Origin of the sequence: Microvirga calopogonii (assembly GCF_003347665.1) — a bacterium.
GTDB lineage: Bacteria > Pseudomonadota > Alphaproteobacteria > Rhizobiales > Beijerinckiaceae > Microvirga > Microvirga calopogonii.
Map to the genome: position 1 here is coordinate 1 of NZ_QDGA01000074.1, position 24,258 is coordinate 24,258.

31 protein-coding genes are annotated in these 24,258 nt (G+C 63.4%); 18 read left to right on the plus strand and 13 right to left on the minus strand.

Translation table 11 applies throughout. The features are described from left to right. From DDF70_RS27690 to DDF70_RS27745, 12 genes are all read left to right on the plus strand, one after another. Positions 1 to 1,017, plus strand: a 1,017-nt coding sequence (locus DDF70_RS27690; RefSeq protein WP_114947958.1) for an acetate/propionate family kinase, incomplete at its 5' end; no start/stop codon positions are given. 17 nt (positions 1,018 to 1,034) lie between these two features. Beyond that, positions 1,035 to 1,547, plus strand: coding sequence for a hypothetical protein (locus DDF70_RS27695; RefSeq protein ID WP_114947959.1), 513 nt, complete (start codon positions 1,035 to 1,037; stop codon positions 1,545 to 1,547). Between the two features lie 35 nt (positions 1,548 to 1,582). Continuing rightward, on the plus strand, positions 1,583 to 3,997 hold the full coding sequence (locus DDF70_RS27700) for a DUF3141 domain-containing protein (protein WP_114947960.1): 2,415 nt from the start codon (positions 1,583 to 1,585) through the stop codon (positions 3,995 to 3,997). Further along, entirely contained in the window at positions 3,994 to 4,800 is an 807-nt protein-coding gene (gene fabI, locus DDF70_RS27705; protein ID WP_114947961.1) for an enoyl-ACP reductase FabI, read from the plus strand. Before DDF70_RS27700 ends, fabI begins: the two co-directional genes overlap by 4 nt. A 43-nt stretch (positions 4,801 to 4,843) precedes the next feature. After that, positions 4,844 to 5,101 carry a hypothetical protein gene (locus tag DDF70_RS27710; protein ID WP_114947962.1) on the plus strand — a complete coding sequence of 86 codons (258 nt, stop codon included), beginning with the start codon at positions 4,844 to 4,846 and terminating at the stop codon, positions 5,099 to 5,101. Positions 5,102 to 5,124: 23 nt separating this feature from the next. After that, positions 5,125 to 6,225, plus strand: coding sequence for an AI-2E family transporter (locus DDF70_RS27715; protein ID WP_114947963.1), 1,101 nt, complete (start codon positions 5,125 to 5,127; stop codon positions 6,223 to 6,225). A 10-nt stretch (positions 6,226 to 6,235) separates the two neighbouring features. Continuing rightward, positions 6,236 to 6,883: a CoA transferase subunit A gene (locus DDF70_RS27720; protein WP_114947964.1), complete on the plus strand. Its 648-nt coding sequence runs from the start codon at positions 6,236 to 6,238 to the stop codon at positions 6,881 to 6,883. A gap of 4 nt (positions 6,884 to 6,887) precedes the next feature. Continuing rightward, positions 6,888 to 7,589: a 3-oxoacid CoA-transferase subunit B gene (locus tag DDF70_RS27725; protein ID WP_114947965.1), complete on the plus strand. Its 702-nt coding sequence runs from the start codon at positions 6,888 to 6,890 to the stop codon at positions 7,587 to 7,589. After that, positions 7,586 to 8,056 carry a hypothetical protein gene (locus DDF70_RS27730; RefSeq protein WP_114947966.1) on the plus strand — a complete coding sequence of 157 codons (471 nt, stop codon included), beginning with the start codon at positions 7,586 to 7,588 and terminating at the stop codon, positions 8,054 to 8,056. The genes DDF70_RS27725 and DDF70_RS27730 overlap by 4 nt, the downstream gene beginning before the upstream one ends. Next, positions 8,049 to 9,284: an HlyD family secretion protein gene (locus DDF70_RS27735; RefSeq protein WP_114947967.1), complete on the plus strand. Its 1,236-nt coding sequence runs from the start codon at positions 8,049 to 8,051 to the stop codon at positions 9,282 to 9,284. The genes DDF70_RS27730 and DDF70_RS27735 overlap by 8 nt, the downstream gene beginning before the upstream one ends. Before the next feature lie 23 nt (positions 9,285 to 9,307). Beyond that, positions 9,308 to 9,709, plus strand: a complete 402-nt coding sequence (gene atpC, locus DDF70_RS27740) for an ATP synthase F1 subunit epsilon (protein WP_114947968.1) — start codon at positions 9,308 to 9,310, stop codon at positions 9,707 to 9,709. Positions 9,710 to 9,738: 29 nt separating this feature from the next. Continuing rightward, positions 9,739 to 10,086: a phasin family protein gene (locus DDF70_RS27745; protein ID WP_114947987.1), complete on the plus strand. Its 348-nt coding sequence runs from the start codon at positions 9,739 to 9,741 to the stop codon at positions 10,084 to 10,086. A 58-nt stretch (positions 10,087 to 10,144) separates the two neighbouring features. Here the strand turns inward: DDF70_RS27745 and DDF70_RS27750 are convergent, their stop codons facing one another. After that, positions 10,145 to 10,471, minus strand: a complete 327-nt coding sequence (locus tag DDF70_RS27750) for a DUF1476 domain-containing protein (protein WP_114947969.1) — start codon at positions 10,469 to 10,471, stop codon at positions 10,145 to 10,147. A 311-nt stretch (positions 10,472 to 10,782) separates the two neighbouring features. Between DDF70_RS27750 and DDF70_RS27755 the strand changes: the two genes are divergently transcribed. Further along, the gene (locus tag DDF70_RS27755; protein ID WP_245435668.1) at positions 10,783 to 11,157 is read left to right on the plus strand and encodes a lipid-binding SYLF domain-containing protein; all 375 of its coding nucleotides are present in this window, start codon (positions 10,783 to 10,785) and stop codon (positions 11,155 to 11,157) included. 92 nt (positions 11,158 to 11,249) lie between these two features. Here the strand turns inward: DDF70_RS27755 and DDF70_RS27760 are convergent, their stop codons facing one another. The 6 genes from DDF70_RS27760 to DDF70_RS27785 all read right to left on the minus strand — a co-directional run bounded on the left by DDF70_RS27760 (position 11,250) and on the right by DDF70_RS27785 (position 14,522). Beyond that, the gene (locus DDF70_RS27760; protein ID WP_114947971.1) at positions 11,250 to 11,783 is read right to left on the minus strand and encodes a hypothetical protein; all 534 of its coding nucleotides are present in this window, start codon (positions 11,781 to 11,783) and stop codon (positions 11,250 to 11,252) included. 99 nt (positions 11,784 to 11,882) lie between these two features. Beyond that, positions 11,883 to 12,641: a hypothetical protein gene (locus DDF70_RS36995; protein WP_162820713.1), complete on the minus strand. Its 759-nt coding sequence runs from the start codon at positions 12,639 to 12,641 to the stop codon at positions 11,883 to 11,885. A 19-nt stretch (positions 12,642 to 12,660) separates the two neighbouring features. Next, entirely contained in the window at positions 12,661 to 13,176 is a 516-nt protein-coding gene (locus DDF70_RS27770) for a hypothetical protein (RefSeq protein ID WP_114947973.1), read from the minus strand. 80 nt (positions 13,177 to 13,256) lie between these two features. After that, positions 13,257 to 13,841, minus strand: a complete 585-nt coding sequence (locus DDF70_RS27775; RefSeq protein ID WP_114947974.1) for an HdeD family acid-resistance protein — start codon at positions 13,839 to 13,841, stop codon at positions 13,257 to 13,259. A 59-nt stretch (positions 13,842 to 13,900) separates the two neighbouring features. Then, the gene (locus DDF70_RS27780; RefSeq protein ID WP_114947975.1) at positions 13,901 to 14,164 is read right to left on the minus strand and encodes a hypothetical protein; all 264 of its coding nucleotides are present in this window, start codon (positions 14,162 to 14,164) and stop codon (positions 13,901 to 13,903) included. A gap of 49 nt (positions 14,165 to 14,213) precedes the next feature. Continuing rightward, on the minus strand, positions 14,214 to 14,522 hold the full coding sequence (locus tag DDF70_RS27785; protein WP_114947976.1) for a hypothetical protein: 309 nt from the start codon (positions 14,520 to 14,522) through the stop codon (positions 14,214 to 14,216). Between the two features lie 121 nt (positions 14,523 to 14,643). Between DDF70_RS27785 and DDF70_RS27790 the strand changes: the two genes are divergently transcribed. Both DDF70_RS27790 and DDF70_RS27795 read left to right on the plus strand, forming a co-directional pair. Continuing rightward, positions 14,644 to 15,192 carry a hypothetical protein gene (locus tag DDF70_RS27790; protein ID WP_162820714.1) on the plus strand — a complete coding sequence of 183 codons (549 nt, stop codon included), beginning with the start codon at positions 14,644 to 14,646 and terminating at the stop codon, positions 15,190 to 15,192. Positions 15,193 to 15,224: 32 nt separating this feature from the next. Then, positions 15,225 to 15,563, plus strand: coding sequence for a hypothetical protein (locus DDF70_RS27795; protein ID WP_114947978.1), 339 nt, complete (start codon positions 15,225 to 15,227; stop codon positions 15,561 to 15,563). 47 nt (positions 15,564 to 15,610) lie between these two features. Here the strand turns inward: DDF70_RS27795 and DDF70_RS27800 are convergent, their stop codons facing one another. Then, positions 15,611 to 16,723 (minus strand): DUF2778 domain-containing protein, encoded by a 1,113-nt coding sequence (locus DDF70_RS27800; protein ID WP_114947979.1) that lies wholly within the window; start codon positions 16,721 to 16,723, stop codon positions 15,611 to 15,613. Positions 16,724 to 17,007: 284 nt separating this feature from the next. Here DDF70_RS27800 and DDF70_RS27805 point away from each other — a divergent pair, with 284 nt between their 5' ends. Next, entirely contained in the window at positions 17,008 to 17,628 is a 621-nt protein-coding gene (locus DDF70_RS27805; protein ID WP_114947980.1) for a class I SAM-dependent methyltransferase, read from the plus strand. 32 nt (positions 17,629 to 17,660) lie between these two features. Here the strand turns inward: DDF70_RS27805 and DDF70_RS27810 are convergent, their stop codons facing one another. Both DDF70_RS27810 and DDF70_RS27815 read right to left on the minus strand, forming a co-directional pair. Further along, entirely contained in the window at positions 17,661 to 17,813 is a 153-nt protein-coding gene (locus DDF70_RS27810; RefSeq protein WP_114947981.1) for a DUF1127 domain-containing protein, read from the minus strand. Positions 17,814 to 17,986: 173 nt separating this feature from the next. Next, on the minus strand, positions 17,987 to 18,178 hold the full coding sequence (locus DDF70_RS27815) for a hypothetical protein (protein ID WP_162820715.1): 192 nt from the start codon (positions 18,176 to 18,178) through the stop codon (positions 17,987 to 17,989). 307 nt (positions 18,179 to 18,485) lie between these two features. Between DDF70_RS27815 and DDF70_RS27820 the strand changes: the two genes are divergently transcribed. Then, positions 18,486 to 19,142, plus strand: a complete 657-nt coding sequence (locus DDF70_RS27820) for a class I SAM-dependent methyltransferase (RefSeq protein ID WP_114947983.1) — start codon at positions 18,486 to 18,488, stop codon at positions 19,140 to 19,142. A 13-nt stretch (positions 19,143 to 19,155) separates the two neighbouring features. On the opposite strand, the gene DDF70_RS27825 is transcribed toward DDF70_RS27820, so the two are convergent. Together DDF70_RS27825 and DDF70_RS27830 are read right to left on the minus strand one after the other, a co-directional pair. Further along, on the minus strand, positions 19,156 to 19,635 hold the full coding sequence (locus tag DDF70_RS27825; RefSeq protein WP_114947984.1) for a cupin domain-containing protein: 480 nt from the start codon (positions 19,633 to 19,635) through the stop codon (positions 19,156 to 19,158). A 125-nt stretch (positions 19,636 to 19,760) separates the two neighbouring features. Further along, positions 19,761 to 20,771, minus strand: coding sequence for a zinc-binding alcohol dehydrogenase family protein (locus DDF70_RS27830; protein WP_114947985.1), 1,011 nt, complete (start codon positions 20,769 to 20,771; stop codon positions 19,761 to 19,763). A gap of 136 nt (positions 20,772 to 20,907) precedes the next feature. Between DDF70_RS27830 and DDF70_RS27835 the strand changes: the two genes are divergently transcribed. Next, positions 20,908 to 21,684, plus strand: a complete 777-nt coding sequence (locus DDF70_RS27835) for a hypothetical protein (RefSeq protein ID WP_114947986.1) — start codon at positions 20,908 to 20,910, stop codon at positions 21,682 to 21,684. A 263-nt stretch (positions 21,685 to 21,947) separates the two neighbouring features. Here DDF70_RS27835 and ltrA read toward each other — a convergent pair whose 3' ends face one another. Then, positions 21,948 to 23,612, minus strand: a complete 1,665-nt coding sequence (gene ltrA, locus DDF70_RS27840; protein ID WP_114944599.1) for a group II intron reverse transcriptase/maturase — start codon at positions 23,610 to 23,612, stop codon at positions 21,948 to 21,950. Positions 23,613 to 24,258: the final 646 nt, after the last annotated feature.

Below are 24,258 nucleotides of genomic sequence, written 5' to 3' on the forward strand. Positions count from 1 at the left end.
CGGATCGGGCACGAGGAGGCGCTGATGCACCTCGTCTCGTGGCTGAGCCAGTTCCGGGAGGAGCGCAAGCCTATCGCCATCGGGCACCGGGTGGTTCATGGCGGCGAGGCGTTCTCCACTCCTGTGCTGGTCGATGACTCCGTCATTCAGAGGCTTGAGGCGCTCGTGCCGCTTGCACCCTTGCACCAGCCCCACAACCTGGAGCCGATCCGGATCGTGCGCCGCCGCCTGCCGGGGATGCCGCAGGTCGCCTGCTTCGATACCGCCTTCCACCAGACGCAAACGGACATTGCCACCCTGTTCGCCCTGCCGCGCGAGATGCGCGAGCGCGGCGTGCGGCGCTATGGCTTCCATGGCCTGTCCTACGACTACATCGCGTCGGTACTGAAGGACTACGACCCGCAACTCGCGAAGGGACGGGTGATCGTCGCGCATCTTGGTAATGGCGCGAGCCTGTGCGCCCTCAACGGCGGCGTCAGCGCTGCGACGACCATGGGCTTTTCTGCCCTCGACGGTCTGCCAATGGGGACGCGCTGCGGCGCTGTCGATGCCGGGGTGATCTTCTTCATGCTGCGGGAGATGAGGCTCAGCCCGGCGGAGGCCGAGAGCGTGCTGTACAAAAAGTCCGGGCTGCTTGGGGTTTCCGGCATCTCGAACGACATGCGGGTGCTGCGCTCTAAGGCGGCGAGCGATCCGAATGCCAGGCGCGCCATCGACCTGTTCGTGTACCGCATCACCCGAGAGATCGGCTCGCTCGTGGCGGCGCTGGGGGGGCTCGACGGGCTCGTCTTCACCGCGGGTATCGGCGAGAACGACGTGGCGACCCGCGCCGAGGTGATCGCCGGCCTCGGATGGGCCGGGCTCAACCTCGACGAGGCGGCCAACCGCAGTGGCGGCCCACGGATCTCCTCCGGGTCCGGACCCACCGCGTGGGTCATCCCCACCAACGAAGAGCTTGTGATCGCCCGACAGACGCGCAGCGTGCTCGGCGCGACACGGGCCAAACTTGCATCCTGACCACGGAGATTGATGCCATGGAAACCCTGAAGACAAAGCCGGACGAGTCCACCGCCCAGCAGGAGCTTGGGGATGAGACGTTCATGTCGGCGTCCGATCTGCGGAACTACATGACCGAGATGCAGATGGCGAAGGCCACCAAGTCCGTCGAGGGCATGGACCGCGCCGAGAAGGCGCGCCAGGATCTGATCAAGCGCCTGTCCGAGCCGCTCAACCTGACGCCCGATGCGCTGCGGGACATCCTCCAGCCCCTGAAGGCGAAGCTGCGGGCGGCTGCGGAGCGCGGTCAGACCGAACTGATGGTCATGCGCTTTCCCAATGCCCTGTGCACGGATCATGGGCGGGCGATCAACAACTCGGATCAGACTTGGCCCGAAACCCTCACCGGACGCCCGCGCCAGGCTTACGAACTGTGGCGCGACCAACTCCGCCCCGCGGGGTTCAGGCTGAGCGCCTTGATCATCGAATGGCCGGGTGGCCTGCCCGGCGACATCGGCTTCTTCCTCAAATGGGGTGACACCAAGAAGTGAGATCCTCGGAAGCGAAATTCGACGGGACAAGAGCAATGCAGGAAGTCGAATCCAGAACGGAAGAACGACACGATGGCGGGCACGAGCGCCTGAAGGAACTCGGTCGTTCGCAGGCCAAGGTCGCGCAAGTCTACCAGGAACGCTGCGCGAAGGCGTTTGAACGCTACTTCGACGCTGTGAAGGCAGCGGGCGAGCCGCTGAGGGATGGTTCGGTCCGCTCAACATCGCCTCTGGATCTCTGGCGCGACGCCAGTGCCTATTGGCTCGATTTCACGCAGCGCTCCATCCTGTTCTGGGACACGCTGCGCCAGCGCGGCAACAACTGGATCGAGCATGAGAAGGCCGGCAAGCCCCCCCTGTTGGCCTTCGACTGGGAGATCGTGGCGGACGCCCGTTCGTTCGAACGACCCGTGAACTACGCTCTCGTGCGCATCGTCCCGCCGGCAGGCGTCAAGACGGACCCGGAGAGACGGCCCTTCGTCATCATCGACCCGCGTGCTGGTCATGGGCCCGGCATCGGCGGTTTCAAGGAGGCCTCTCAGGTCGGCGTCGCGCTCAAGGCAGGGCACCCGGTCTATTTCGTGATCTTCTTCCCTGAACCCATGCCCGGGCAAACCCTTGCGGATGTCTCCCGGGCCGAGGCCGAATTCCTTCGCATCGTCGGCGATCGTCACCCCAAGACCCGCAAGCCCGTCCTGTTCGGCAATTGCCAGGGCGGATGGGCCTCCATGCTGGTCGGCGCCGTTGAACCGGATCTCGTCGGCCCGATCGTCATCAACGGTGCTCCCATGTCGTACTGGGCCGGCAACGACGGCGAGAATCCGATGCGCTATGCGGGTGGGGTTCTCGGCGGCCTCTGGCCGGCGCTTCTCACCAGCGATCTCGGCGCGGGAAAGTTCGACGGTGCCTACCTTGTCGAGAACTTCGAGTATCTCAACCCGGCCAACACCTATTTCGACAAGTACTACACGCTGTTCTCCAAGATCGACACCGAGCCCGAGCGTTTCCTGGAGTTCGAGCGCTGGTGGGGCGGCTTCTTCCTGATGAACCGGCAGGAGATCAAGTGGATCGTCGAGAACCTGTTCGTCGGAAACAATTTGGCGGCTGGCGATGCCGAGTGGTCCGAAGGGCGTGCCTTCGACTTGAGGTCGATCAGGTCGCCCATCATCCTGTTCGCGTCGCTCGGCGACAACATCACGCCGCCGCAGCAGGCCTTCAACTGGGTAGCCGATTTGTATCCGACCACCGAAGCGCTGAAGGCCAACGGGCAGGTGTTCGTCGGCCTGATGCACAAGAGCGTCGGTCATCTCGGCATCTTCGTCTCGGGTTCGGTCGCCAAGCGGGAATACACCCAGATCGTCGATCTCATCGACTACATCGAGCATCTGCCTCCCGGTCTCTACGGCATGCAGATCGAGGAGCAGAACACGGATGGAAGCGTGCATTACGATGTGGTGCTGACCGAGCGGCGTGTCGAGGAGCTGCAGGTCCTGCAGAAATACAACCGCAAGGACGAAATGCCCTTCGAGGCCGTCGAAAAGACCTCTGAGGCGCTCGCTTCCGCTTACGAGACCTTCGTTCATCCCTTCATTGCGCCGATGGTCACACCGGCCGCGGCCGGGCTCTCCAGGGCGTTCAATCCTCAAAGAGTTCAGCGCTGGGCCCTATCGGACCTCAATCCCTTCCTATGGCCCATCAAGGGCGTGGCGGACATCGCCAAGGCGAACCGAGCGCCGCGTGACAATGACGGCATGGCGGCAAAGATGGAACGCTGCGCCGCCGCCGTCACCTCGGCCTCGTGGGACCTCTACCGTGACCTGCGGGATGCTGCGGTCGAGAACAGGTTCTTCCGCATCTACGGTCCGGCCGGGATCGGCATCGGAGCAGAGAAGGAAGCCGCCGCAGAAGAGCCCATCGACGCCCGCAACGCTCCACCCGTGAAGGAGGCGCTGTCGCACATCGAGGAAGGGGACCGCACGGAAGCCATGGTCCGGGCGGCGCTTCTCCTGATGAAGGCCGGAACCGGGCGCCGCCGGCTTTCGGCCATGAAGAGGACGAGAGAACTTATTGGCCAGGATATCGGGCTGCTCGACATGCCCACCGACGAGGCCCGCAATGTCATTCGCGAGCAGTCCTACATCGTCGATTTCGAGCCGGTGAAGGCACTCATGGCCCTTCCCAAGCTCCTCCGGTCGTCTGCGGACCGGCGTAGGCTGCTCGATATGCTCGGTCGCGTGGAGGGGAGGATCGAGGCCAATGCCAAGCAGATCGCCCTGCTCGGCGAGATCAGGCGCCTGCTGGCCGAAGACGATAACGAAGGCAAAACGAAGGGCGAGCCGATCACTTTTACATTGGTGGAACGCGAGACGGACGAACATCCAGGGACCGGGGCAAGGCCGCGTTCCGCCCGTCGCACCAGCGACACGCGACGCACGAGGGCTAATCCATGAACGACCGACCCAATGAACTGAGCAAAGCCGCCATCCAATCGAAGATCCTGCACGGCAAGAAGGTCCTCGTCGTCGGCATCGCCAACGAGCATTCGATCGCCTATGGCTGTGCGCGGGTCTTCCGTGAGCTCGGCGCCGATCTTGCCGTCACTTATCTCAACGAGAAAGCAAAGCCCTTTGTCGAGCCTCTCGCCGAGGAACTCGGGGCTGCGATCTTCGCGCCCTGCGACGTGGCGCAGAGTGGTCAGCTTGAGGGCGTCTTCGAGCAGATCCGCACGACCTGGGGCAGCCTCGACATCGCGCTGCATTCCATCGCGTTCGCGCCGAAGGAGGATCTGCAGGGGCGACTTGTCGACAGCTCGGACGAAGGCTTCAAGGTGGCGATGGACATTTCGTGTCACTCCTTCATCCGCATGGCGCGCTTGGCCGAACCGCTGATGAAAGAGGGCGGCACGCTTCTCGCCATGAGCTACCACGGCGCCAACAAGGTGGTGCCGAACTACAATCTGATGGGGCCGGTGAAGGCGGCCCTGGAGAGCGCTGTGCGGTATCTCGCCTACGAGCTGGGGCACAAACATATTCGGGTGCACGCTGTCTCGCCCGGTCCTCTGAAAACCCGGGCGGCCTCCGGCCTGAAGGATTTCGACGTCCTTCTCACCGAGGCCATCGAGCGGGCGCCCATCGGCGAACTGGTGGACATCGAGGATGTGGGCCTCACCGCGGCCTATCTGACGACGCCGTTCGCCAGAAGGCTCACCGGGACGACCACTTACGTCGACGGCGGGCTCAGCATCATGGCCTGAGCGGGCATCATGCGTGAGCACGCGGTCGAACCAGGAGGTTCGAATGTCTTCCATTCTCTTGCCCTTGAGCAGGGTTGCCGCCCTGACGGCGCCGGCACTCCTTCTGGCGAGCGCCGTCGCAGCGCAGACGCCAGGGCCTGTCCCTGTCCGGCCAAAGTCCCGCCAGCCGACACCCCCAACCGTCCAAAAGGAGGACATGCCGACGAACGCCAACAGCGGTCAGTCGGAGGCAGACCGGAAGTTCCGCGAGATGGACCGGCGACTGGGCCGGACGCTCCGCAGCATCTGTGCCGGCTGTTGAGGCCGTCGGAACGGGAGGAGACTGTGCGTACGGTCGATCCACAGGACGCGTTGAACAGCCGGGAGCCGGGTGCCGCTTCCGAAGCATCCTATGTGGAGAAGGCGCTCGGGCTCGTGCTGCTTCTGGTGCTGGCAGCCGGCTGTATCTACACCCTGGCGCCGTTCCTCAAAGCGATCTTCCTGGCCGTCACGCTATGCGTATCGACCTGGTCTCTGTTTCGGAAGGCCCAGAGGCGATTGGGTCGGCACCCGACCGCCGCGGCCCTGCTCATGACCTTGACGATCGCCGGCCTGCTCGTGCTCCCACTTCTGGCCTTGGGTGCGAACCTGACGGACGATATCGGACGGCTCACCGCCGCCGCCCGATCCGCCATCGATCAGGGGCTGCCGCCGCCCGGCTGGCTCGGGCGCATTCCCCTCATCGGTCAGAAGGTGGAGACGGTTTGGCTCGAGGCATCCCAGCAGGGCAAGGGGCTAGGACCCGCATTGTCGCCCTATGCGGTGCCGTTGCGGGATTGGGCGCTGCATCAAGGCGGCACGCTCCTGTCAGGTACCCTCCAGGTGGGGTTCGGCATCGTGCTGGCCTTCTTCTTCTATCGCGACGGCGCTTATGTGGAGAGCCGTGTCGAATGGGCGATGGCGCGCCTCGGTGGCTGGCGGGCGCGCCACGTGCTGAAGACGGCGGGCGCCACGATTAAGAGCGTCGTCAACGGGGTCCTCGGCACGGCGCTCGTCCAAGGCATCCTGCTTGGTTTCAGCTTCTGGCTTGCGAGCGTCCCCGGAGCCATCCTGCTCGGGGCCGTGGGGATGGTCGTCACCCTCGTGCCAGTGGGGCTCTTGTTGCTCTGGCTCCCGGCAGGACTGTGGCTGATGTCCGAAGGCCACACGGGGTGGGCGGTGTTCGTGATGGCCTGGAACGGCCTTTTGGTCGGAAACCTCGACAATGTCCTACGGCCGTACCTGATCAGCCGTGGGGTCCGGATGCCGATGGTGATGATCTTTCTCGGCGTACTCGGCGGGTTGCTGACCTTCGGGATCATCGGCGTCTTTCTCGGACCCGTCCTGCTCGCCGTCGCCTACACCCTTTTCCAGGACTGGGGCCGCAACGACGCCGCCGCGCAATGAGGAGAGCCGGATGAGAACCATCAGACTGCAAGAAGCCGTTGCGATGATACCGGCAGGAGCGACCCTGATGGTGGGCGGCTTCATGGGCGTCGGGACGCCGGAGCCGCTGGTCGATGAACTCGTGCGGCAGCAGAAAGGCGATCTGACCGTCATCGCCAACGACACGGCGGCACCGGGGATCGGCATCGGCAAGCTGATCTCGGCCAAACTGCTGCGGCGGGTGATCGTGAGCCACATCGGCCTCAATCCCGAGACGCAGCAGCAGATGCTGGCCGGAGAGCTGCAGGTCGACCTCGTCCCGCAGGGCACGCTCGCCGAGCGCATCCGTGCCGGCGGTTTCGGGCTCGGCGGCATCCTGACCGCGACCGGCATCGGCACCGTTGCAGAAGAGGGAAAGAAGAAGATCGCGGTCGATGGCCGTGACTACCTGCTGGAGCCGGCCCTGCGGGCCGACTTCGCCCTCGTGCATGCCTTCATCGCCGACTACCTCGGCAATCTCGGGTATGTCCTCACCGCCCGCAACTTCAACCCGCTGATGGCGATGGCGGCAGAGACCGTCGTGGTCCAAGCGGAAAACATCGTTCCGGTCGGTGTCGTCTCGCCGGACCACGTCATGACGCCCGCTCCGGTGGTCGACTACCTCGTTGCGAAAGGCTGACGCCATGGACGCGCAATCCCTCATCGCCAGACGCATCGCCCGCGAACTGCGGGACGGCATGCTGGTCAACCTCGGCATCGGCATTCCCACCCTCGTGGCCACCTTCGTTCCCAAGGGCATCCATGTCTATTTCCAGTCCGAGAACGGCCTCATCGGCACCGGCCCGGTGCCCGAACCCGGCATGGTGCTGCCGTGGCTGACCGACGCCGGTGGAAAACCCGTGACGGCCCTGCCGGGGGCGTCCACGTTCGACAGTGCGATGTCCTTCGGCCTGATCCGTGGCGGGCATCTCGACCTCACGGTGCTCGGCGGCCTGCAGGTCGATCGGCACGGCCTCCTCGCCAACTGGATGGTGCCGGGCAAGATGGTGCCCGGCATGGGCGGCGCCATGGATCTTGTGGCCGGGGCCAAGCGCGTCATCGTCGCCATGCAGCACACCGCCAAGGGCCGCCCGAAGATCGTGCGCGAATGCTCGCTGCCGCTCACCTCGATTCGGCCGGTTGATCTTGTTGTGACGGAGCTCGCGGTGATCGGTTTCCCGGAGGGCCGTGCGACGCTGCTGGAGACGCAGGAGGGCGTCACCGTCGAGGAGGTCGTTGCCGCGACCGAGGCCGACCTCGCGATTTCCCCTGAACTGACGAGGCCGACGCCTCTGAAGGATGCGTCGGAGGCTGTCTCCCTACCGCCTGTTGGAGAGACTATATGACCGCAACGATAAACCCTGCTGCTCCTCACCATCTGCCGATCTTCATCACCGCGCCTGGCGGGACCGATGTTCTTACGGTGATCGTGGCGATATTTCTGGTTCTCGCCGTACTGGCTGTCGGGCTCCTGTTTTTGCGCCTGCATACGCTGCCCGAGCGGATCGCCCACAGGGGGAACAAGCTTCAGTTCGAAATCGTCGCCGTGCTGGGTCTTCTGGCTCTGTTCACCCACATACACATCTTCTGGGTGGCCGGGCTGCTGCTCGCGTTGATCGACATTCCCGACTTCGGCGGCACTTTCAACAGAATGGCCGGATCACTCGAGAAGATCGCCGGCATTCCACCGGGCAAGGGCGCAGACGACGTGCCGGATAATGGTGCTCCCGCCGTCACCCAGGACGAGGGACCAGTCGAAGTGCCGACCACCATCACTCCTTATCGCATTCCGAAGGAGCAGTCCCATGCTTGAGCTTATCCTCTGCTCCATGCTGACGATCCTGCCGGATTATCTCTACCGCCGTTACGGGCAGGGCAAGCGGATCGGAAAAGAGATCACGCTCTATTCGATGTGGTTCGAATTGCGGTGGGGCATCGTCACTTGCCTCATGCTCACCATCGGGCTGATAACGGTGGTCTTCTATAACCATCCGGCCACCACGAATGCCACCGCATACTTCCGCACCATCCCAATCCTGCCCGAGACCAACGGTCGGGTCGCCGAGATTTATGTCGACGGCGTCAGCGGTGCGGTCAAACAAGGCGCGCCGATCTTCCGGCTCGACAGCTCCAAGCAGGAGGCAGCAGCAGAAACGGCCCGACGCAGGATTGCCGAAACCGAAGCCGCCATGGTGGTCGCCCAGGCCGACATCCAGGTCGCTGATGGCAAGATCCAGGAGGCCAGGAGCGCTTACCAGCAGGCGGTGGACGAGCTGGAGACCAAGCAGGAGATCTATCGGCGCAATCCAGGCGCTGTGGCCACGCGCGACATCGAGAAGCTGCAGGTCGCCGTCGAAGGCCGCCAGGGCAGCATAGACGCCGCCAACGCCGCCAAGCAGCAGGCCGAGGCGCAGCTCTCCACGTTGCTCCCCGCTCAGAAGGCCAGCGCCGAAGCCGAGCTGGCCCAGGCCGAGGTCGATTTATCGAAGACCGTCGTCCGGGCTGGAGTCGATGGGCGGGTAGAGCAGTTCACGCTCCGTGTGGGCGATGTCGTCAACCCGCTCATACGTTCAGCCGGCATCCTGATTCCGGAAGGCGCGGGCAGGGGACGTCTGCAGGCCGGGTTCGGGCAGGTCGAGTCGCAGTCGCTAAAGGTCGGAATGGTGGCAGAGGCGACCTGTGCGTCGGAGCCATGGACGATCATCCCGATGGTGATTACTGGCGTTCAGGACTATATCGCCGCCGGGCAGCTCCGCAGCGGCGAGCAGCTGCTCGACGCGCAGCAGGTGACGCGGCCGGGAACCGTCCTGGCCTTTCTCGAGCCCCTTTACGAGGGCGGGTTCAACGGCGTCACCCCCGGCAGCAGCTGCATCGTCAATGCCTACAGCAACCATCATGAGGAAATCATCGCGCCCGAAACCGGCACGATGCGGGGGATCGCTCTCCACGCTGTGGATGCAGTCGGACTCGTGCATGCGATGCTCCTGCGCATCCAGGCGCTGCTGTATCCAATACAGACCCTCGTGCTCGGTGGGCACTGAGGCCGGAATCAGGGAGAATTGCTGTGGCTACTTTGCTTTTCGAACTGATCTCGCCGGAACGAGTCATGTTCTCCGGCGAGGTGCGAGCGGTGATGCTGCCCGCGACCGAGGGCGATATGACCGTCATGTCGGGACATGAACCGACAATGGTGATGCTCAACCCAGGCATCATCGCGGTGACGGACTCGCAAGGACATGGCCATCGCGCCTTTGTCCGGGGCGGCTTCGTCGAGATCACCAATTCCGGTGTATCGGTCCTGGCCGAGAGAGCACTGCCGCCCGAGGAACTCACGCGAGATCGCCTCGACGAGGAGATCCTGCGCTTGGAAACGATGCGTGAGGCCATGCGGGACGAGCGGGCTCGCCGAGAGGCCGACTTCGCCATCAGCCGCCTGGAACAGGTGAAAGCGACCCTTTCGTTCTGAAGATGCAGTTCATGCAAGGAGAGCGATCCATGACCACGATTCAGACAAGATCGGGAGTATCGGACACGCTGCGCAGCGGCATCGGGATCGGGATCGCTGTGCCCGATGGCGGTGGTCAGGCCCTGTCGAATGCCACGGAAGCTTGGTTCTCCGCGAGCGCCGAGTGTCAGCGCGAGATGATCGGCTTTGTCTCCATGCGACTGGAGAAAGATGGAGAGATCGCGCGTGAAATGATTGCCTGCAAGAGCCTGGCGGATGTCGCTGCCATCCAGTCGCGCTGGATGGAGGAAACCCTGCAGGACTACAACGCCGAGCTCGGACGGCTGATGACCATCTGCACCAAGTCGGTGAACGGGGGATCAGGGGCAAAGGGATAACGGTTTCCCGCCCTGTTCGCCTGACGGAGCTGCCCGCGTAAGGCGGGAACTTGTCCACTCACCAGGTGCTCGAGCGGACCTGGGTGACGGCTGTCGCCATCAGCTCGGCCATTTTCTCACGGATCTGCTCGTCGGCAAGCTTGACGCCGCTGGCCTGGAAATCGGACCGAAGCCTCTCGACAAGCCCCTCGTCGACGACCCGTGCGACCAGGCTTCGACCGATCTCGTTGACATAATCGTCGGCCTTCTGGCCCTTAAGGCCGAGCTGCATAGCGGCCCATTGCCCAAGCAGTCTGTTGCGCCGCGCCAGCGCCCGGAACTGCGCCTCCTCGTCGTGTACGAACATCTGCTCGAAGGCCCGCTCGCGGTCCTCGAAAAGTGTCATGGCTCACCTCCAGGTTCATCGTGCCGACAGGTCTGGACAGCATCATACACGAGATCGTGGCTCGTTTGGGCACGGCAGCGACCGAACCACCCTCACTCCTGCGCGAGTGCCTGGAACAGCAGCAAGAAGTTGATCGTCCGCAAGCTGCTCCGCATCGATGTCAGGGGTGGGTGGCAAGTGCCTACACTCAGGAGCATAATGGACAAGCAATTTTCCCGCGCTCGCGAGATAGGGAGGGACCCATGTTCAGATGCCGACAAGCGCTCCGTGGTTGTTTGCTTTCGCTGGCAGTCTTGACCTCGCCGGTGCTGATGGAACCAGGATGGGCCGCCACCGGAACAATCCGCCTTGAGATCGCGAAGGCTGGGTTCATAGTCGGTGTCGGCGGGGGCAGGGGAACGCTCGTCTTCCAGGGGCGGCGATATCCCCTGAGCGTCGGTGGCTTGAGTCTGGGTGCAACCATTGGAGCATCGAAGGCCGATCTGGTCGGACGGGCGTATAACCTGCGTCGGGCGACCGACATTATCGGAACCTATTCGGCCGTCGGCGGAGGTGTCGCGGTCGGTGGTGGCGCATCCGGCATACGACTGCAGAATGCGAGGGGCGTGGTTCTTGAGCTGCGTGGCCGCAACATCGGGCTTGAGCTCAACGCTAATGTGAGCGGCGTGGAAATCAGCATGCGCTGAAGGGGAATGGCGCTCGAGGCGACGGTTCTCATGCTGTCAGCCACCGAAGGGAACGCTGATGGGCTTGCCACAGAAGCACGGTGACGATCGGGTCACCTCTCGTCCATCGTTCTCAAGCGTATGCGCTTGACGAACAGAAGACGGTGCAGCTCCGGTTCGCCGATCACCGCGCAGAGCTCGCGGAAGCCGAAGAAGGGAAAGAGGGCGACGAACAGGAGCAATGTCGTCGTCAGGATTCCGAACGAGGTGCCGCCGCCAACGTCTGACAGGCTTTCGGCGATGGTCTTGCTGCGAAAGTATCCGACGGCGAGGCCCTCAAGGATCTCGCAGGCCGCGAGTAGAACCGAATAGACAGCCGCCTTGAAGACCATCGCATAGATCAGCGGCTCCCGCTCGTAGCGCTCGCCGACCTTCAGCTCCTCCGCCACGAACAGGATCTTCGCCAATACCAGCGCATTCATGATCGCAAAACTTTGCCGGTAGGGGAGGCCGCTTTCCTCCAGGATCAGTGACTTGTGCAGGGACGAAATGGCCAGCAGGACCCAGAAATAGAAAAAGATTATCCCGAAACGCTTGAGTTCGCTGACCGTCTTCTGCCTGCGGGTGAGAGGCGCTGTATCGGACATAGAGCCCCTCCATCAATCAGGGCGAGCAGCTGTGCTGAATGGGCCGGAGAACCGGTCTCCGACCCATCCGCACCGCGCCGCCGCCTTTGGACGTGCAGGTCAGGCCGCTTCGCGCTTCTCGCGCAGGAGGTGGGCAAGAAGCATGCGGCGAGCACGCCGGCGTCGCAGGATCTGACTCCCGATCAGAAGGCGCATAAGCCGGCGTTCGTCAACGCCTTCCTCGCCTTCCTCCTCTTCGCCGTAACCCTCTTCCTCGCCACGCTTCTCGCGCAGGAGGTGGGCCAGGAGCATGCGGCGGACGCGCCGGCGTCTCAGGATCGCACTGCCGATCAGAAGGCGCAGGACGCGGCGTTCCTGGTCGCCTCCCTCTTCTTCGCCGGCATCCTCATCCTCGTCCTCATCTCCATACCCCTCGTCCTCTCCCCGCTTTTCACGCAGGAGATGGGCGAGGAGCACACGGCGCATGCGCCGGCGCCGCAGCAGGCGGCTGGCGATCAGCAGGCGCAGGATACGGCGTTCCTCGTCGCCGCCTTCCTCGCCTTCCTCGCCTTCGTCGTCTTCACCAAAATCCTCCTCCTTGGCGCGCCTTTCACGCAGAAGGTGGGCCAGCAGCAGGCGCCGCATGCGCCGGCGCCTCACCGCCCCGGCCGCGAGCGGGAGTCGCAGAATGCGGCCCATGTCGCCGCCTTCCTCGCCTTCCTCTTCACCGAAATCCTCCTCGCCGACATCCTCGTCCTCGTCCTCTCGTCCCTCCCGCAGGAGGTGGGCGAGCAACAGGCGACGCATGCGCTGACGCTTCAGCACGCGGCTGCCGATCAGGACGCGCGCAAGGTCATCATCACGAGCGCTTAAAGCCATGACAGTCTCCTATTCTTTATCAGGTTGCTTCAGGGGCGGCGCGATCAGGCCCCGGCTCCTTCGCCGGCCTTCCCTCGGGGGGCTTGGAGCGGGATTTGAGGCTGTGGTGGATCAACGTCTCGACGATGGCCCGGTCCAGCACGTCGCGCCGCATTAGGCGCGCGGCCGGGCTTTCATCGATCAGCGGTTTCAGCAGAATGCGACGAAGATCGGCATCCTCCTTGGGCTCCTTGGCTTCATCAGGTTCGGCCTTGCCTCCCAGCACGCAGGCAATCCCGGCCTCGAAGGCTTGCTCGAGAAGCTCCTCCAGTCCAGCCCGGCCGTTGTCCTTGGTCAGGTTGATCCGCTCGTCCTTCGAGAGTTCATGACGTGCGCCAGTGGCGTCGATGCCCTCGATCTGAATGATCGCGCCGGTTTTCGCATCCAGCGTCACGGCGAAACGGTCCGGCCGAATGGTCTGGTCCGATGACGAGGCAGGCGCGCCGTGTCTGCGACTTTTCTTAGGTGGACCGGCGGACTTGTCGATGTTGTTCATATATAGTTCCTCCTGCGATTGTCCTTGCCGCCCCTGACATACGTGGGCCATGCTCCGGCATGTTCTCGAGAGGAGTTCGGTTAGGTCCGCCGATGCCTCAGGGCGAGTCCCATGCTGATCCAGCCGGCTCCGGCGAAGACCAGGTCGATGCCGAGAAAGATGCCGAGCGCGAAGAGGCTCGATATGGGCCAATGAGCGAGGATGATGCCGCCGACGAGCAGGGTGACGACACCCGACAGTGCGACCCAGACCCAAGGCGTGCCTTGCGTCATCTGCATGGACAGGAAGATGCGCAGGCAGCCTGATACGATCAACGCAACGCCGAGCATGAACGTCAGAACCGTGGCGGCCAGGAGTGGATTGCGGAAGGTCACGACGCCTGCCACCACATAGAGTGCTCCGAGCAGAGCCCATAGGAAGAACTTGCCCCAGCTCTTCACGCTGAAGGCGTTGACGATCTCGGCAATGCCGCTCACCAGCATCATGGCCCCGACGACCGCGACCGATGCAACCGTCGCCAGGACAACACTGCCGAGGGCGATGAGGCCGGCGATCACGAAGACCGCGCCGAGTGCCACGATCCATCCCCATTTGACGCGCAGCGGCTCGAGCTCCTGGTCTGTGCGCCCCGGAAGCGGTGTTCCGATATTGGCGGTGTTGGACATGAGAAAACCTCCTCACAAAACGGTGTCGGTCGATGAGTTCGGACGGCCGGGCTCTGCGGTCAGCAGCCGTCGCAGATGCCGCGCTCGACCAGGTTGTCGATCTGGCGGTCCATATGGTCCATCTCGCCTATGGCGACCGAGTCGATCGGCGAGAAGTTGTTCCGCGGCTCGCTGAAGACGTCCCGCTCAAGCTCGCGTTGAGACGGGATCTTGATCTCTCCGGAGGCGGTGAACGGGCCGTTTTTTTGCTGCGACCATGCTGGTGCCGATGCGAGCAGAATGCCGAGCAGCATCGCACTGGACGCTCCGATGGTGACCTTCATGGCATCGCTCCCTTTGGAACCCGAGCGTCATGGGTTCCTGGTTCCGTCTTCACGGAAACTGATCAAACCACGTCGGGCCGCAGGCTGCTTGATCGAGGAGGACAATGACTGAACATTTTGCGACAGCAGCGCCGGAGGACGTACGCCTGAGCGATGCTTTGTTTGATAATCGGAAACGATCCCCAAAAGAGGCAGCACGGTACCGCTTTTGCTCAACGACGCTGAGCGCTTCAGCGGCGCTCAGACGTAAAGAAGCCATCATGGATGCTACAATGGTGGGGCCGGTGAACCCAGTGCCTTTGGTCCTGTTCTCGAGGTCGTGGCGTTCCGGCGCTTGCTCCTCGGCACTGGCCTTCATGGTGAAGCTTGGTTTCCCGCGCCGCATCTCCTCAGGGTTGGTTGGACGAGAGGAGGCACGCATGAAAGCGCGGATGTGCGTCCGAGTCGAAGCTGTTTTGGTTCGAGATTGGAGAAGCATCATGACCCGATGGCCTGTTTTGGCGATGGCGGCGTTCACGCTCGTCGTCTCGCCCTCTCTCTTCCTCGCAGCAGCCACTCCGGCAGCCGCCCAGGAGAGCGATTGGGACAACGGCGGGAGCGATATCGGCGACGGCCGTTTGCGTGATTTTCTGCGAAGCTGGTTGCAGGACCGCGCCGATCGTCGCGACATGTTGCTGGATCTGATCCAAGAACGGCGGGACCAGCGCGACGAACTCATGGATTTGCTGCAGGAGCGCAGTGATCGCCGTGGCAGGGCAGAAGAGTTCCTGAGAGATCATCCATGGTTGCGCGAGCGCCTGGCCTCCCGGTGGAACGAGGAGGACGGTGGCGGAGCCTTGCGAGAGCGTCTGCGTGAACGGCTAGCTTCACGTTGGGACGACGAGGACAACGGCGGCGCCTTGCGAGGCCGTCTGCGGGAGCGTCTTGCTGAGCGGATGAGCGGGGACTGCTACATCCTGACCCGCAGCCTCAGGAACCAGGATGGAAGTCTTCTGGTCCTGGTGCGCAGGCGCGTTTGCCGCGACTAGTTCGAACGTGGATCGAGCGATGGGAGGAGTGAATGAAGAAAGCCCTTCTTCTGGCGGTGGGATTGATGCTGGTTGCCCTGCCTGCCTTCAGCCAGAGTTCCGACGATTCCGGCGACCGTGGGACGTCCTACGGCCGGCAGGATCGCGATCTCGACGATCTCCTGCGCGGGCTCGACGGCCGAATGTCGGCACGTGCCCCACAGCGCGGCGCCGGCTTTCTGCTGCGCGCCGGAGACACGACCCTGGCGGTGCGCTGCGATCCGCGCGACAGCATGAGGGCCTGCGTGGACGCAGCCACGACGTTGATGGAGCGTGCGCGCACGACATTGTCGTCAGGAAGCAGCTCAGGCGGGGCAGCCCCGTCCAGGTGACCGGCGTTCTTGCCTGGCCAAGACGGCGGAGATGCTGATGCTCCGCGTCAGATGGCGCGATCGGAGCGTCGGGCCGTGCGGGGGAGGAGGTCCTGGCCGTGGCCTGCGGTGACGACGAGGCGTTTCACTTCGCCCCGGAGATAGGCCTGGAGGAAGCGGTCGTAATTCCTGAACGACACGCATCCGTTCGAGTCCCCGCGTGGGCCGAGCATGTAGGTGTGGGCGAGAATGCCGTCGCGACCGTAGATGGCGGCGCTGCCGCCGACCGGCGTGAGACGAAGGGCCCGCACGCCGTGGAAGAGCGCTTCGCGTTCGCTGACCACGTAGGTGCCGGGTGGCGTTGCGCCCTTCATTCGCACGTTCACGTAGCGCGGGTTGTCCATCATGTCGCCAAGGCCTGAATGCGCCTCCAGCCTTTCTCCGTTCGGCATGATGACCACCTGGGCGGTGATGTCGTAGACGGCGGTCCCGCCGCTTCCGGTCCCAGGCGAGGGGACGAAGCGCGATGTCGGAGAAATGCTCCCGGTGCCGTTGTCGAGCGAAGCATAGCTGAGCGCCGCCTCGGGTGGGGTGGTAGGCTTGATGCCGAAGAGTTTTTCGATGAAGGAGCGGTTGTCAGCCGGTGCACTGACTGGGGCCACGGTCCTTTGCGTCATCGGCGCGCGTGGCGGTGCGCTTGCCATTTGGACCGGCGCTGCAGCCTTGGGAGGCATCAGGTCGGCAGGGCGCGGCACGGGCAGGGGCACCGGCGCGGGAATAGCCTGAGGCGCTTCTGCCATCGCAAAAACAGGCGCGGGCTCGGCGGGCGGTGCAGGTGTCGCAGGCGCAACCGGCGCAACGCGTACCTGGCTCTGCGCCGGGGACAATTTGAATCCCGATTGCAGCGGAGCATTGCGTGCGAAATGCAGGGCCTCGGCCTTCATGGCGAGCGTGGGATCGACCAGCGTCGGGTCGTAGTTCATCACAGCGGCGACCTGGACGGGCGCCGGAGCGGTGACGCTGCTCACCTGTTCGCCGCGAGGCTCGTCGCTCCGATGCTCGAAATCGACGAAATAGGCGAGCGGGCTCATGGAGATCGCCACGAGAACCGCCGTCGGCAAGAGATTGCGCCGCTTCTTGCGCGGGACACGGACGCCTGACCGGTAGGAACTGTGCAACATGGCGAACTCTACGCAACAACTCGATCGCGCATGACTTGCCCGTTGCTCGTCAGGGCCGGAATACGAGGCCGGAGCGGTTAGGCCTTCATGCGTGAAGCAATACTTTTACGAGGCGTCATTTAACGATGGCTTGGTTAAATTAAGGATAATCCGTGGCGCCGCTTTTGAGGGAAAATGCATCGAAGCCTGGGACGGCGTGCGCTGGCTCACAGAGCGCAGTGGCCGCGCAGGTTATGGTTGGAAAAGGGGGCATCTTTTCCAAACTCAAACGGGAGGACCTCGGAATGGGGTTCTATGCACGCCATATCGGCCCGCGCTTCGTCAGTTGCCTGTGCGCGATGGAGGGGATCGCGGCCGAGCGCGAGAAGGTCGTTCCGCAGGCGACCGGCACGGTGCTGGAGATCGGGATCGGACCGGGCTTGAATCTGCCGCTCTATGACCCGGCCCGCGTCACGCGCGTGATCGGCGTCGATCCCATCGCGGAGTTCCTGGATCTGGGCCGCGAACGCCGCCGCCACTCGCCGGTTCCCCTGGAGATCATCCAGGCGCCGGCGGAGGCTTTGCCCCTGGCGGACGCGGTCGTCGACACGGCGGTGATTACCTACACCCTGTGCTCGGTGGCGGATCCGGCGCAGGCTCTGCGCGAGGTCCGGCGCGTGCTGAAGCCGAAAGGACGCGTGCTGTTCCTGGAGCACGGTCTGTCGAGCGATGCCGGCGTGGCCGCCTGGCAGCATCGTCTCAACCCGATCTGGCGCAAGCTCGCAGTGGGGTGCAACCTGACCCGTCCCGTTCAGAAACTGCTCGACGAGGCCGGCTTCACGATCCAGCGCATCGAGTCCTATTATCTCAATGGGGCGCCGCGACCGGTCGGATTCCTGTGCCAGGGCGTCGCGCAGGCGGCCTAGGCGCCGTTGGGTGAGAGCCCCTGCGGCGTAACTTACCGGGAAGCCTGCCGGGCGATGGCGCGGATGTCGCGGCGGCCCATGCCGAGATCGGCCAGCTCCCGGTCGTTGAGAGCGTCGAGCTCGCGGAAGGTCTGACGGTAACGGCGCCAGGAGGCGAGGCGGGCGAGAATCATGGACGTGATCATGGTGGTGTCTCCTTGAAAGAGAGAATTCCGGCTGGGGTTTACCAGTCGAGGTTCGGGTGGCGGCGGACGGCCTCACGCTGCATTTGTCGGGCGTCGGAAAGGATGCTGCGGAAGAGGCGGAGGATGCTGACGATGATCATGGTGATCTCCTGAATTCGAGTTTGGGTCGAGCTTCAGTCACGAAGCTGGGCGGCTACGATGCCGTAGCTCCGGGCCATCCTGGCGATCTCGCGCTCCGCCCGACGGCGGTTGGTCTCGCCCATGGCGGCGATCACCGCATGAAGCACGCGCAGCACCGGGCCGGCATGCCGCGTGCTGGCGGGGCTGCGGAGGGAGGTCGGGGCGCTGATCTGCAATGCACTCATCGGAATGGTCCTGGTTCGGCTCGGCTGTCTTATACTTTCGTCTAGCAATATGGCCTGTCTTGTGCACCGCAAAAAGACGGCTTGAGCGAATGCGTATCATGCGCTGAGTGCATGCTGAAAAGGTAAATGTTCTCTTGCTATGCGTATGTCGCCTAAACGCGCGGCAGAATGCTCGGCGATTGGGCATCCGGAAGTGGTAGGCAAGCGGCTCGGGCGGGGAGCCTCGTGAACCTTATCGGCAGGAGGACGGTTGTCCGGGTGGGCAGGCAACCGACACCTTCATGCGCGGATCAGAGCGAGACCACGGATGACGAAAATCCGCGAAAAGCTGGTGAGCAGGATGTGGCGCGGCCGGGACCCGTTCATGGCCTATCCCGAGAGCCTCTACCGCCAGGATCGTCAGGGCTGGGGCTCGACCCATCGCTACCTGACCGAGGCCGTCGAGGCCTTGCGGCCTGCCGTGGTGGTCGAGGTGGGCGTCTGGAAGGGCGGTTCCGTGATCTCGCTCGCCTCCAAGATGAGGGAGATGGACCACGACGGCGTCGTGATCGCCGTCGACACATGGCTCGGCGCCTGGGATCACTGGAACAACGACGAATGGTTCGCGCACCTGAACTTCATCAACGGCTATCCGTCGCTCTACCACACCTTCGCGGCCAATATCGTCGGGGAGGGGCTGCAGGATTACGTCCTGCCCCTGCCGCTCGACTCGGTGAATGCGGCGCATGTGTTCCGGCACCACGATGTGCGGCCGGACGTCGTTCACATCGACGGCGGCCATGACGTTCACGCGGTCAAGGCCGATCTGCGGGAATGGTGGCCGATGATCCGCCAAGGTGGCGTGCTCATCGGCGACGATTACCCGCATTGGCCCGGCGTGAAGCAGGCTTTCGACGAGTTCTTTGCCGCCGAGGGCAAAGTCCCGTTCGAGTACGATCCGCCGAAATGCCGGATCTTCAAGTAGCCTGTCCCACGGCCTATTGCGACTTGCGCGGATCGTCGCCCGGATTGACGTAGGAGATGGACCACGGGCCGCGTGTGCTCAGCTGTACGACGGTTTCCCGGTCAGTCTGCACGAAATGCTGCGTGCCCGGTTGCATGGCGATGACGCCGCCGGCTGTGATCGCCTTCGTCTTAGCGGGATCGAACGTGGCGCCCATGCCGAAATTGACTTCGCCGCTGACGACGGTGACGATTTCATCGGTTGGATGGGTGTGCGGCGGGATCTTGTAGTTGGCCGGGAACTTCAGCCGCATCACGAACATGCTTTCCTTCGACGGATCTCCATAAAGGAGTGCCATCTGCGCCCCTTTGGGAAGCGAGGGAGGCGCGTCCTTCCAGGTGATGTCGTCTGGATTGACCATGACGTGCTGGGACTGCTGTTGCGCCAGGGCAGGCGTCAGGACGAACAGAAGAGCCGAAGCGTAAATCGTAGCTCGAGGAATGAAGGACTGCATCGCGACCTCCCGAAAAGGGTGACGTGGCGGACGCAAACATGAACGGGCAGAAACAGTTCGTCTGCCACAGGATCGAGGCTCTGCCCCTCGTGGACGATTGTCAAGAAAATGCCTGAGACAGGATGCTAGACCTCGACCAGCGCCTTGATGACGCCCGCCTCGGGTGCCGACCATCCCGGAATGAGCTCCGGCGCATCGTCCAGGCTGCCGCGGTGGCTTGCCAGTGCGGCCGTGGGCACTCCGCCGCCGCGCATGACGTCGAGCACGGTTTCGAAATCCTGCCGCGTGGCATTGCGGCTGCCGAGCAGGGACGTTTCCCGTTTGTGGAACTCCGGATCGTTGAACGTGATGTCGGCGCGCACGATGGACAGGAGAACGTAGGTGCCGCCGTGGCCGACATAGGAAAAGCCCTTCATCATCGCCTTGGGGCTTCCGGTCGCGTCGATGACGATGTCGAAGAAATCGCCGTCCGTGGCGGCCTTCAGGCGATCGTCGATGTCGGGCGAAACCTCGAAGACGTGATCGACGCCGATCTTGTCCCGGCAGAAGGCGAGCCGCCCGGCATTCATGTCGAGAACCGACACGTGAGCGCCGCGCACCTTCGCGAAGATTGACGCCGCGATTCCGATCGGCCCGGCTCCCACCACGGCGACCCGGCTCGCCGCGCTGGCGCCGGAACGCCACACCCCGTGGGCGCCGATCGCCAGGAACTCGACCATGGCGGCCTCGTCGAGGCTCAGGCCGGTCGCCGGCAAAACGTTGCGCTCCGGCACGGCGATGTATTCGCAGGCGCCGCCGTCGCGATGCACCCCGAGGACCTGCAGGTGCTGGCAGCAATTCGTCTTGCCCTGTCGGCAGGCGCGGCATGTGCCGCACCAGAGATAGGGTTCGATGCAGACGGTGTCACCGCTCCTGAGCGAGCTGCCGCTCGGGGCCTCGACGACCTCGCCCGCGAGCTCGTGGCCGATGACACGCGGGTATTCGAGATAAGGCTGGTTGCCGTGGAAGATGTGGTAATCAGTGCCGCAGATCCCGACGCGCCGGATGCGCACCAGCACCTCGCCGGGACCGGTACGCGGAACGTCCCGCTGGACCACGCTCAAGCGGCCGGGTTCATCGCATCGCAGGGCTTTCATCGGCGTCTCTCCCAACGGATCTCTTGATCCTTCCGTGGAAGCCTAGCGGCATCGTGCGAAAAAGGGGACCCGGTTTTTCGTTAACGACGATGCGTTAAAGACGGATCACGATTCACATGGGGGCGCGGCGGATCGGATGTCGACCTGGCGAGACGAGAGGAACCAGAAGGCGCGGGCTCGGCTCGAGAAACGCCTCTCGGCGCTGTTCCCAGGCTGCGTTCTGGCGCACGCGCTCCGGCAGCCCCTGATCCCGCCGACCCAGCGCCGCGCGGTGGAATCCTACTGGCGGCATCGCCCGCTCATGGCCGACCGTCTGGCGCGGGCGCTCGCCGCTCGGAGCGGCCAGCCGGCGGGATGGCAGTGGCGTCTCGGGCGCGACAAGGAAAACGGCCTTGCCGCGTCCTTCCGCGTCCCGCCCGCTCCCTACCGGGAGGCTGCCTTCGCCCGCGGGCCGGGGCATTGCTGCGTCTGCGGACAGTCCGTCTATCGGCTCGGCTGGCATTGCGATCTCTGGGACGACGGCAAGCCGAACAGGAACGCCACCTGGCATGCGGCCTGCGTGGTGGCGTGGCAGTTCTGGACCGCGCCGCCCGATCATCTGAGGATGCTCAAGCTGCGCCAGCAGCGGCGATGCGCGACGACGGGGCGGCGCCTGCTCAAAACGGCCGAGGTGGACCATCGCGTCCCGCTCTTCGCCGTCTGGTCGGAGCATCGCACGCGGCCGTGGCCCGAACTGCTCGCCTTCTGGGGCGCCCCCAACCTTCAGGTGATCAACAAGACCGCTCATCTGGAAAAATGCGCCGACGAGGCCGCAGAGCGGGCGAAGCGGCGGATGCTCGACGCCGACATTCGAATCGAAGAAGAATGGGCCGCCCCCCTTGCGGACGGGAATCCGATCCCCATATCAGGCTGACCCAGCGGACATTGTTGTGGACTTCGACAGCGGCGGGCGTCACCGCCCGCGTCGATGGGACCATGCCAGGACGGATGTACTCCGGCATGGTCCGTTCCTGCGCTTGCCTGACGATGCAGGCGCCCGTCTGGACCCCATCAGCCCAGGTCCGTAGTGCGCGAGGCAGAGATGCGAAGGCATCCTGTCCATTGCCGGGTAGCGGGACCACATTGCTGTGGTCCCGCCCCCTTAGAACCGTACGTGACAGTTGCCCGTCATACGGCTCAAGCCTCAACCGCTTTATAGCCATGTCGTTGATGGTGTGCATGATGGCACCATCGGTGAACAAGCATCCGGTTATCCCTCTCGTCACCTCCACCTGTGTGTCGAGGTGCAAGGTGATGATCATCAATTGGATCGCCGGGCCAGAAAGTCATACCGCATAGACCACAGGCGTTGTTCTGTGCTTGCAGTAACTCCAGCCGATTCCTTCGGAACGTCTCTTGAACCATCTGGCGCTTCTTGCGCTCTTCCCAGTCGACCTTTTGTGTCGGATCCATGGGCGATGAGCGTCCGATCACTTTGGTGAACCGGGTGATCCGGGTTGCGCTATGACGGTAGAGTTTGGCCGTACCATCGGAGAGCGTCCAGTAGCCATCGTCGAGGAAGTATCGTGCCTTGATCCATTTGCTGGATTTGTTCGGGTGACGACGCTTCGCCCAAGTCCAGGTCATAGCCCAGACCCAGTGGGTGGCTTTGCTGAATGTTTCCTTGGCTGCGCAGTGCCGGTAGTAACAGGCCCAGCCCCGCATAACAGGGGTAAGTTCCTTGATCACTGTCGCCACTGGGGTCTGCTTATGCCCAGCCAGATAGGTCTTGATCGCACGCAGGTGATCACGGACCTTCTCTTTCTGCGGCTTTGTCAGCAGAACTCCGCCAAAACGCCTGATCTCGAAGCCCAGGAAGGTGAACCCCTCGTCAACATGGACGATCCGGGTTTTGGCTTCGCTGAGGGTGAGTCCACGCTGTGCAAGGAAAGCCTGCACTGTGGGGATCACGTAGTCTTCGAGGACCTCCCGTGAGGGAGCCGTGACGACAAAATCATCGGCGTAGCGGATCAGGTTCAGGCCATGGTTCTTGCCCCGTCGCAAAGCTGGGCTCACCAGCTTTCCGTTGGGGCGCTCACAGCCAAACTGCCGTTCCAGACCGTCCAGCGCGATGTTGGCCAACAGAGGGGAGATGATCCCGCCCTGTGGGGTTCCCGCTGTTGTGTCCTTTTGGTTGCCGAGATCTACCACGCCGGCTTTGAGCCAGCGCTGGATTGTCGTCGTGAACACCGGCAGCCGTTTTAGCAGGGCATCGTGATCAATGTTGTCAAAGCAGCCGCTGATGTCGGCATCGAGCACCCATTGCGCGCAGCCCTTCCGGTTCAGCGTGGTGTGGATGGCCTCGATGGCGTCATGACAGGAGCGCCCCGGGCGGAAGCCATACGAGTTCGCCTCGAAGCGACTTTCCCATTCCGGTTCGAGCGCCATCTTGACGATGGCCTGCATGACGCGGTCCTTCACGGTCGGGATCCCCAAGGGGCGCTTTTTGCCGTTGGCTTTCGGGATGTAAACCCGACGCACCGGCTTGGGCTGGTAATCCTTGAGGCTCAGACCGCTCTTCAGGAGCACCAGGCGGGCTTTCGGAGTGTCGCACACCATTCCGTCAATGCCTGGCGTATGCTTGCCACCATTCTCCTGGGTCACCTGACGGATCGCCTTGAGCTTGGCCGACATGGAGCGGACGAGAAGCTTTTGGAGGTTCTTTACCCTCGCGAGATCCCCGTCTACCGTGGCGCGAAAGATGCGGCCCTGAAGATGACGCACGGTTCCTTCGACGGTGGTCCAGTTGATATCGGACCAGCGCTCTAAGTCCCGCCCATTCTTCTGTTCGATGACGAGCATCGTCTAACGTCTCGAATGGTTGGCATCGTCCCAGTGCTTCTCAATCGCTGAGACCTGCCGGAAGTCTGCGTCCTTTCGGACTGGGGATCTCCACCGTGCGGTGGCCCTATCCGCCCCATTACAAGGCGGCCTTCGCTTTCTCCGGCTCTCCTCTACCCCCTCCGTCATCCCCTTTCCTTACGGTTAGGCTACCGCCGTGAGGCGGGACGGGTGGGGCTTACCCAGTTGATCAGACTGAAGATGCGGTCGGAGGAGGTTGGAACCTATGACCCGGCGGGAGTTCTGAACATCGTCAGGTCAAGGGCGTCGACCTGATCCGACCCGCTTACCATTTTGGTCCTGCCTGTCAGCCTCTTTGGCAGGTTAGGCTTCACGAGCTTTTATGTAGGTTCTTTGCTTACGCTCAACCGTTCCGTCCTCTCCTGGTCCACCTCCAGCATCGAGGCTGTCAGAGTGGGGCCATTGTTCCCAAGGCTTCGTACGTCGGATTACTCCTTCGCACGCTCGGGTAGGAGCACCTGGATGTTACAGGGTCCGATCCGTTGTACGGGTCGGTACTTCCAGTCTGATCCTGATGAGTCAGTTGATTGTATATGTGCGACACCTCCTGACCCTCTGGTCGCAACGCCCCGGAGCCTGGGCTTTT

Excerpts from the sequence above, each read along its gene's own strand:
- DDF70_RS27695 (WP_114947959.1), top strand. The coding sequence starts at position 1,035 with ATGGAAACCCTGAAGACAAAGCCGGACGAGTCCACCGCCCAGCAGGAG.
- DDF70_RS27700 (WP_114947960.1), top strand. The coding sequence starts at position 1,583 with ATGCAGGAAGTCGAATCCAGAACGGAAGAACGACACGATGGCGGGCAC.
- fabI (WP_114947961.1), top strand. The coding sequence starts at position 3,994 with ATGAACGACCGACCCAATGAACTGAGCAAAGCCGCCATCCAATCGAAG.
- DDF70_RS27710 (WP_114947962.1), top strand. The coding sequence starts at position 4,844 with ATGTCTTCCATTCTCTTGCCCTTGAGCAGGGTTGCCGCCCTGACGGCG.
- DDF70_RS27720 (WP_114947964.1), top strand. The coding sequence starts at position 6,236 with ATGAGAACCATCAGACTGCAAGAAGCCGTTGCGATGATACCGGCAGGA.
- DDF70_RS27725 (WP_114947965.1), top strand. The coding sequence starts at position 6,888 with ATGGACGCGCAATCCCTCATCGCCAGACGCATCGCCCGCGAACTGCGG.
- DDF70_RS27730 (WP_114947966.1), top strand. The coding sequence starts at position 7,586 with ATGACCGCAACGATAAACCCTGCTGCTCCTCACCATCTGCCGATCTTC.
- DDF70_RS27735 (WP_114947967.1), top strand. The coding sequence starts at position 8,049 with ATGCTTGAGCTTATCCTCTGCTCCATGCTGACGATCCTGCCGGATTAT.
- DDF70_RS27745 (WP_114947987.1), top strand. The coding sequence starts at position 9,739 with ATGACCACGATTCAGACAAGATCGGGAGTATCGGACACGCTGCGCAGC.
- DDF70_RS27750 (WP_114947969.1), bottom strand. The coding sequence starts at position 10,471 with ATGACACTTTTCGAGGACCGCGAGCGGGCCTTCGAGCAGATGTTCGTA.
- DDF70_RS27755 (WP_245435668.1), top strand. The coding sequence starts at position 10,783 with ATGGAACCAGGATGGGCCGCCACCGGAACAATCCGCCTTGAGATCGCG.
- DDF70_RS27760 (WP_114947971.1), bottom strand. The coding sequence starts at position 11,783 with ATGTCCGATACAGCGCCTCTCACCCGCAGGCAGAAGACGGTCAGCGAA.
- DDF70_RS36995 (WP_162820713.1), bottom strand. The coding sequence starts at position 12,641 with ATGGCTTTAAGCGCTCGTGATGATGACCTTGCGCGCGTCCTGATCGGC.
- DDF70_RS27770 (WP_114947973.1), bottom strand. The coding sequence starts at position 13,176 with ATGAACAACATCGACAAGTCCGCCGGTCCACCTAAGAAAAGTCGCAGA.
- DDF70_RS27775 (WP_114947974.1), bottom strand. The coding sequence starts at position 13,841 with ATGTCCAACACCGCCAATATCGGAACACCGCTTCCGGGGCGCACAGAC.
- DDF70_RS27780 (WP_114947975.1), bottom strand. The coding sequence starts at position 14,164 with ATGAAGGTCACCATCGGAGCGTCCAGTGCGATGCTGCTCGGCATTCTG.
- DDF70_RS27785 (WP_114947976.1), bottom strand. The coding sequence starts at position 14,522 with ATGAAGGCCAGTGCCGAGGAGCAAGCGCCGGAACGCCACGACCTCGAG.
- DDF70_RS27790 (WP_162820714.1), top strand. The coding sequence starts at position 14,644 with ATGACCCGATGGCCTGTTTTGGCGATGGCGGCGTTCACGCTCGTCGTC.
- DDF70_RS27795 (WP_114947978.1), top strand. The coding sequence starts at position 15,225 with ATGAAGAAAGCCCTTCTTCTGGCGGTGGGATTGATGCTGGTTGCCCTG.
- DDF70_RS27800 (WP_114947979.1), bottom strand. The coding sequence starts at position 16,723 with ATGTTGCACAGTTCCTACCGGTCAGGCGTCCGTGTCCCGCGCAAGAAG.
- DDF70_RS27805 (WP_114947980.1), top strand. The coding sequence starts at position 17,008 with ATGGGGTTCTATGCACGCCATATCGGCCCGCGCTTCGTCAGTTGCCTG.
- DDF70_RS27810 (WP_114947981.1), bottom strand. The coding sequence starts at position 17,813 with ATGATCACGTCCATGATTCTCGCCCGCCTCGCCTCCTGGCGCCGTTAC.
- DDF70_RS27815 (WP_162820715.1), bottom strand. The coding sequence starts at position 18,178 with ATGAGTGCATTGCAGATCAGCGCCCCGACCTCCCTCCGCAGCCCCGCC.
- DDF70_RS27820 (WP_114947983.1), top strand. The coding sequence starts at position 18,486 with ATGACGAAAATCCGCGAAAAGCTGGTGAGCAGGATGTGGCGCGGCCGG.
- DDF70_RS27825 (WP_114947984.1), bottom strand. The coding sequence starts at position 19,635 with ATGCAGTCCTTCATTCCTCGAGCTACGATTTACGCTTCGGCTCTTCTG.
- DDF70_RS27830 (WP_114947985.1), bottom strand. The coding sequence starts at position 20,771 with ATGAAAGCCCTGCGATGCGATGAACCCGGCCGCTTGAGCGTGGTCCAG.
- DDF70_RS27835 (WP_114947986.1), top strand. The coding sequence starts at position 20,908 with ATGTCGACCTGGCGAGACGAGAGGAACCAGAAGGCGCGGGCTCGGCTC.
- ltrA (WP_114944599.1), bottom strand. The coding sequence starts at position 23,612 with ATGCTCGTCATCGAACAGAAGAATGGGCGGGACTTAGAGCGCTGGTCC.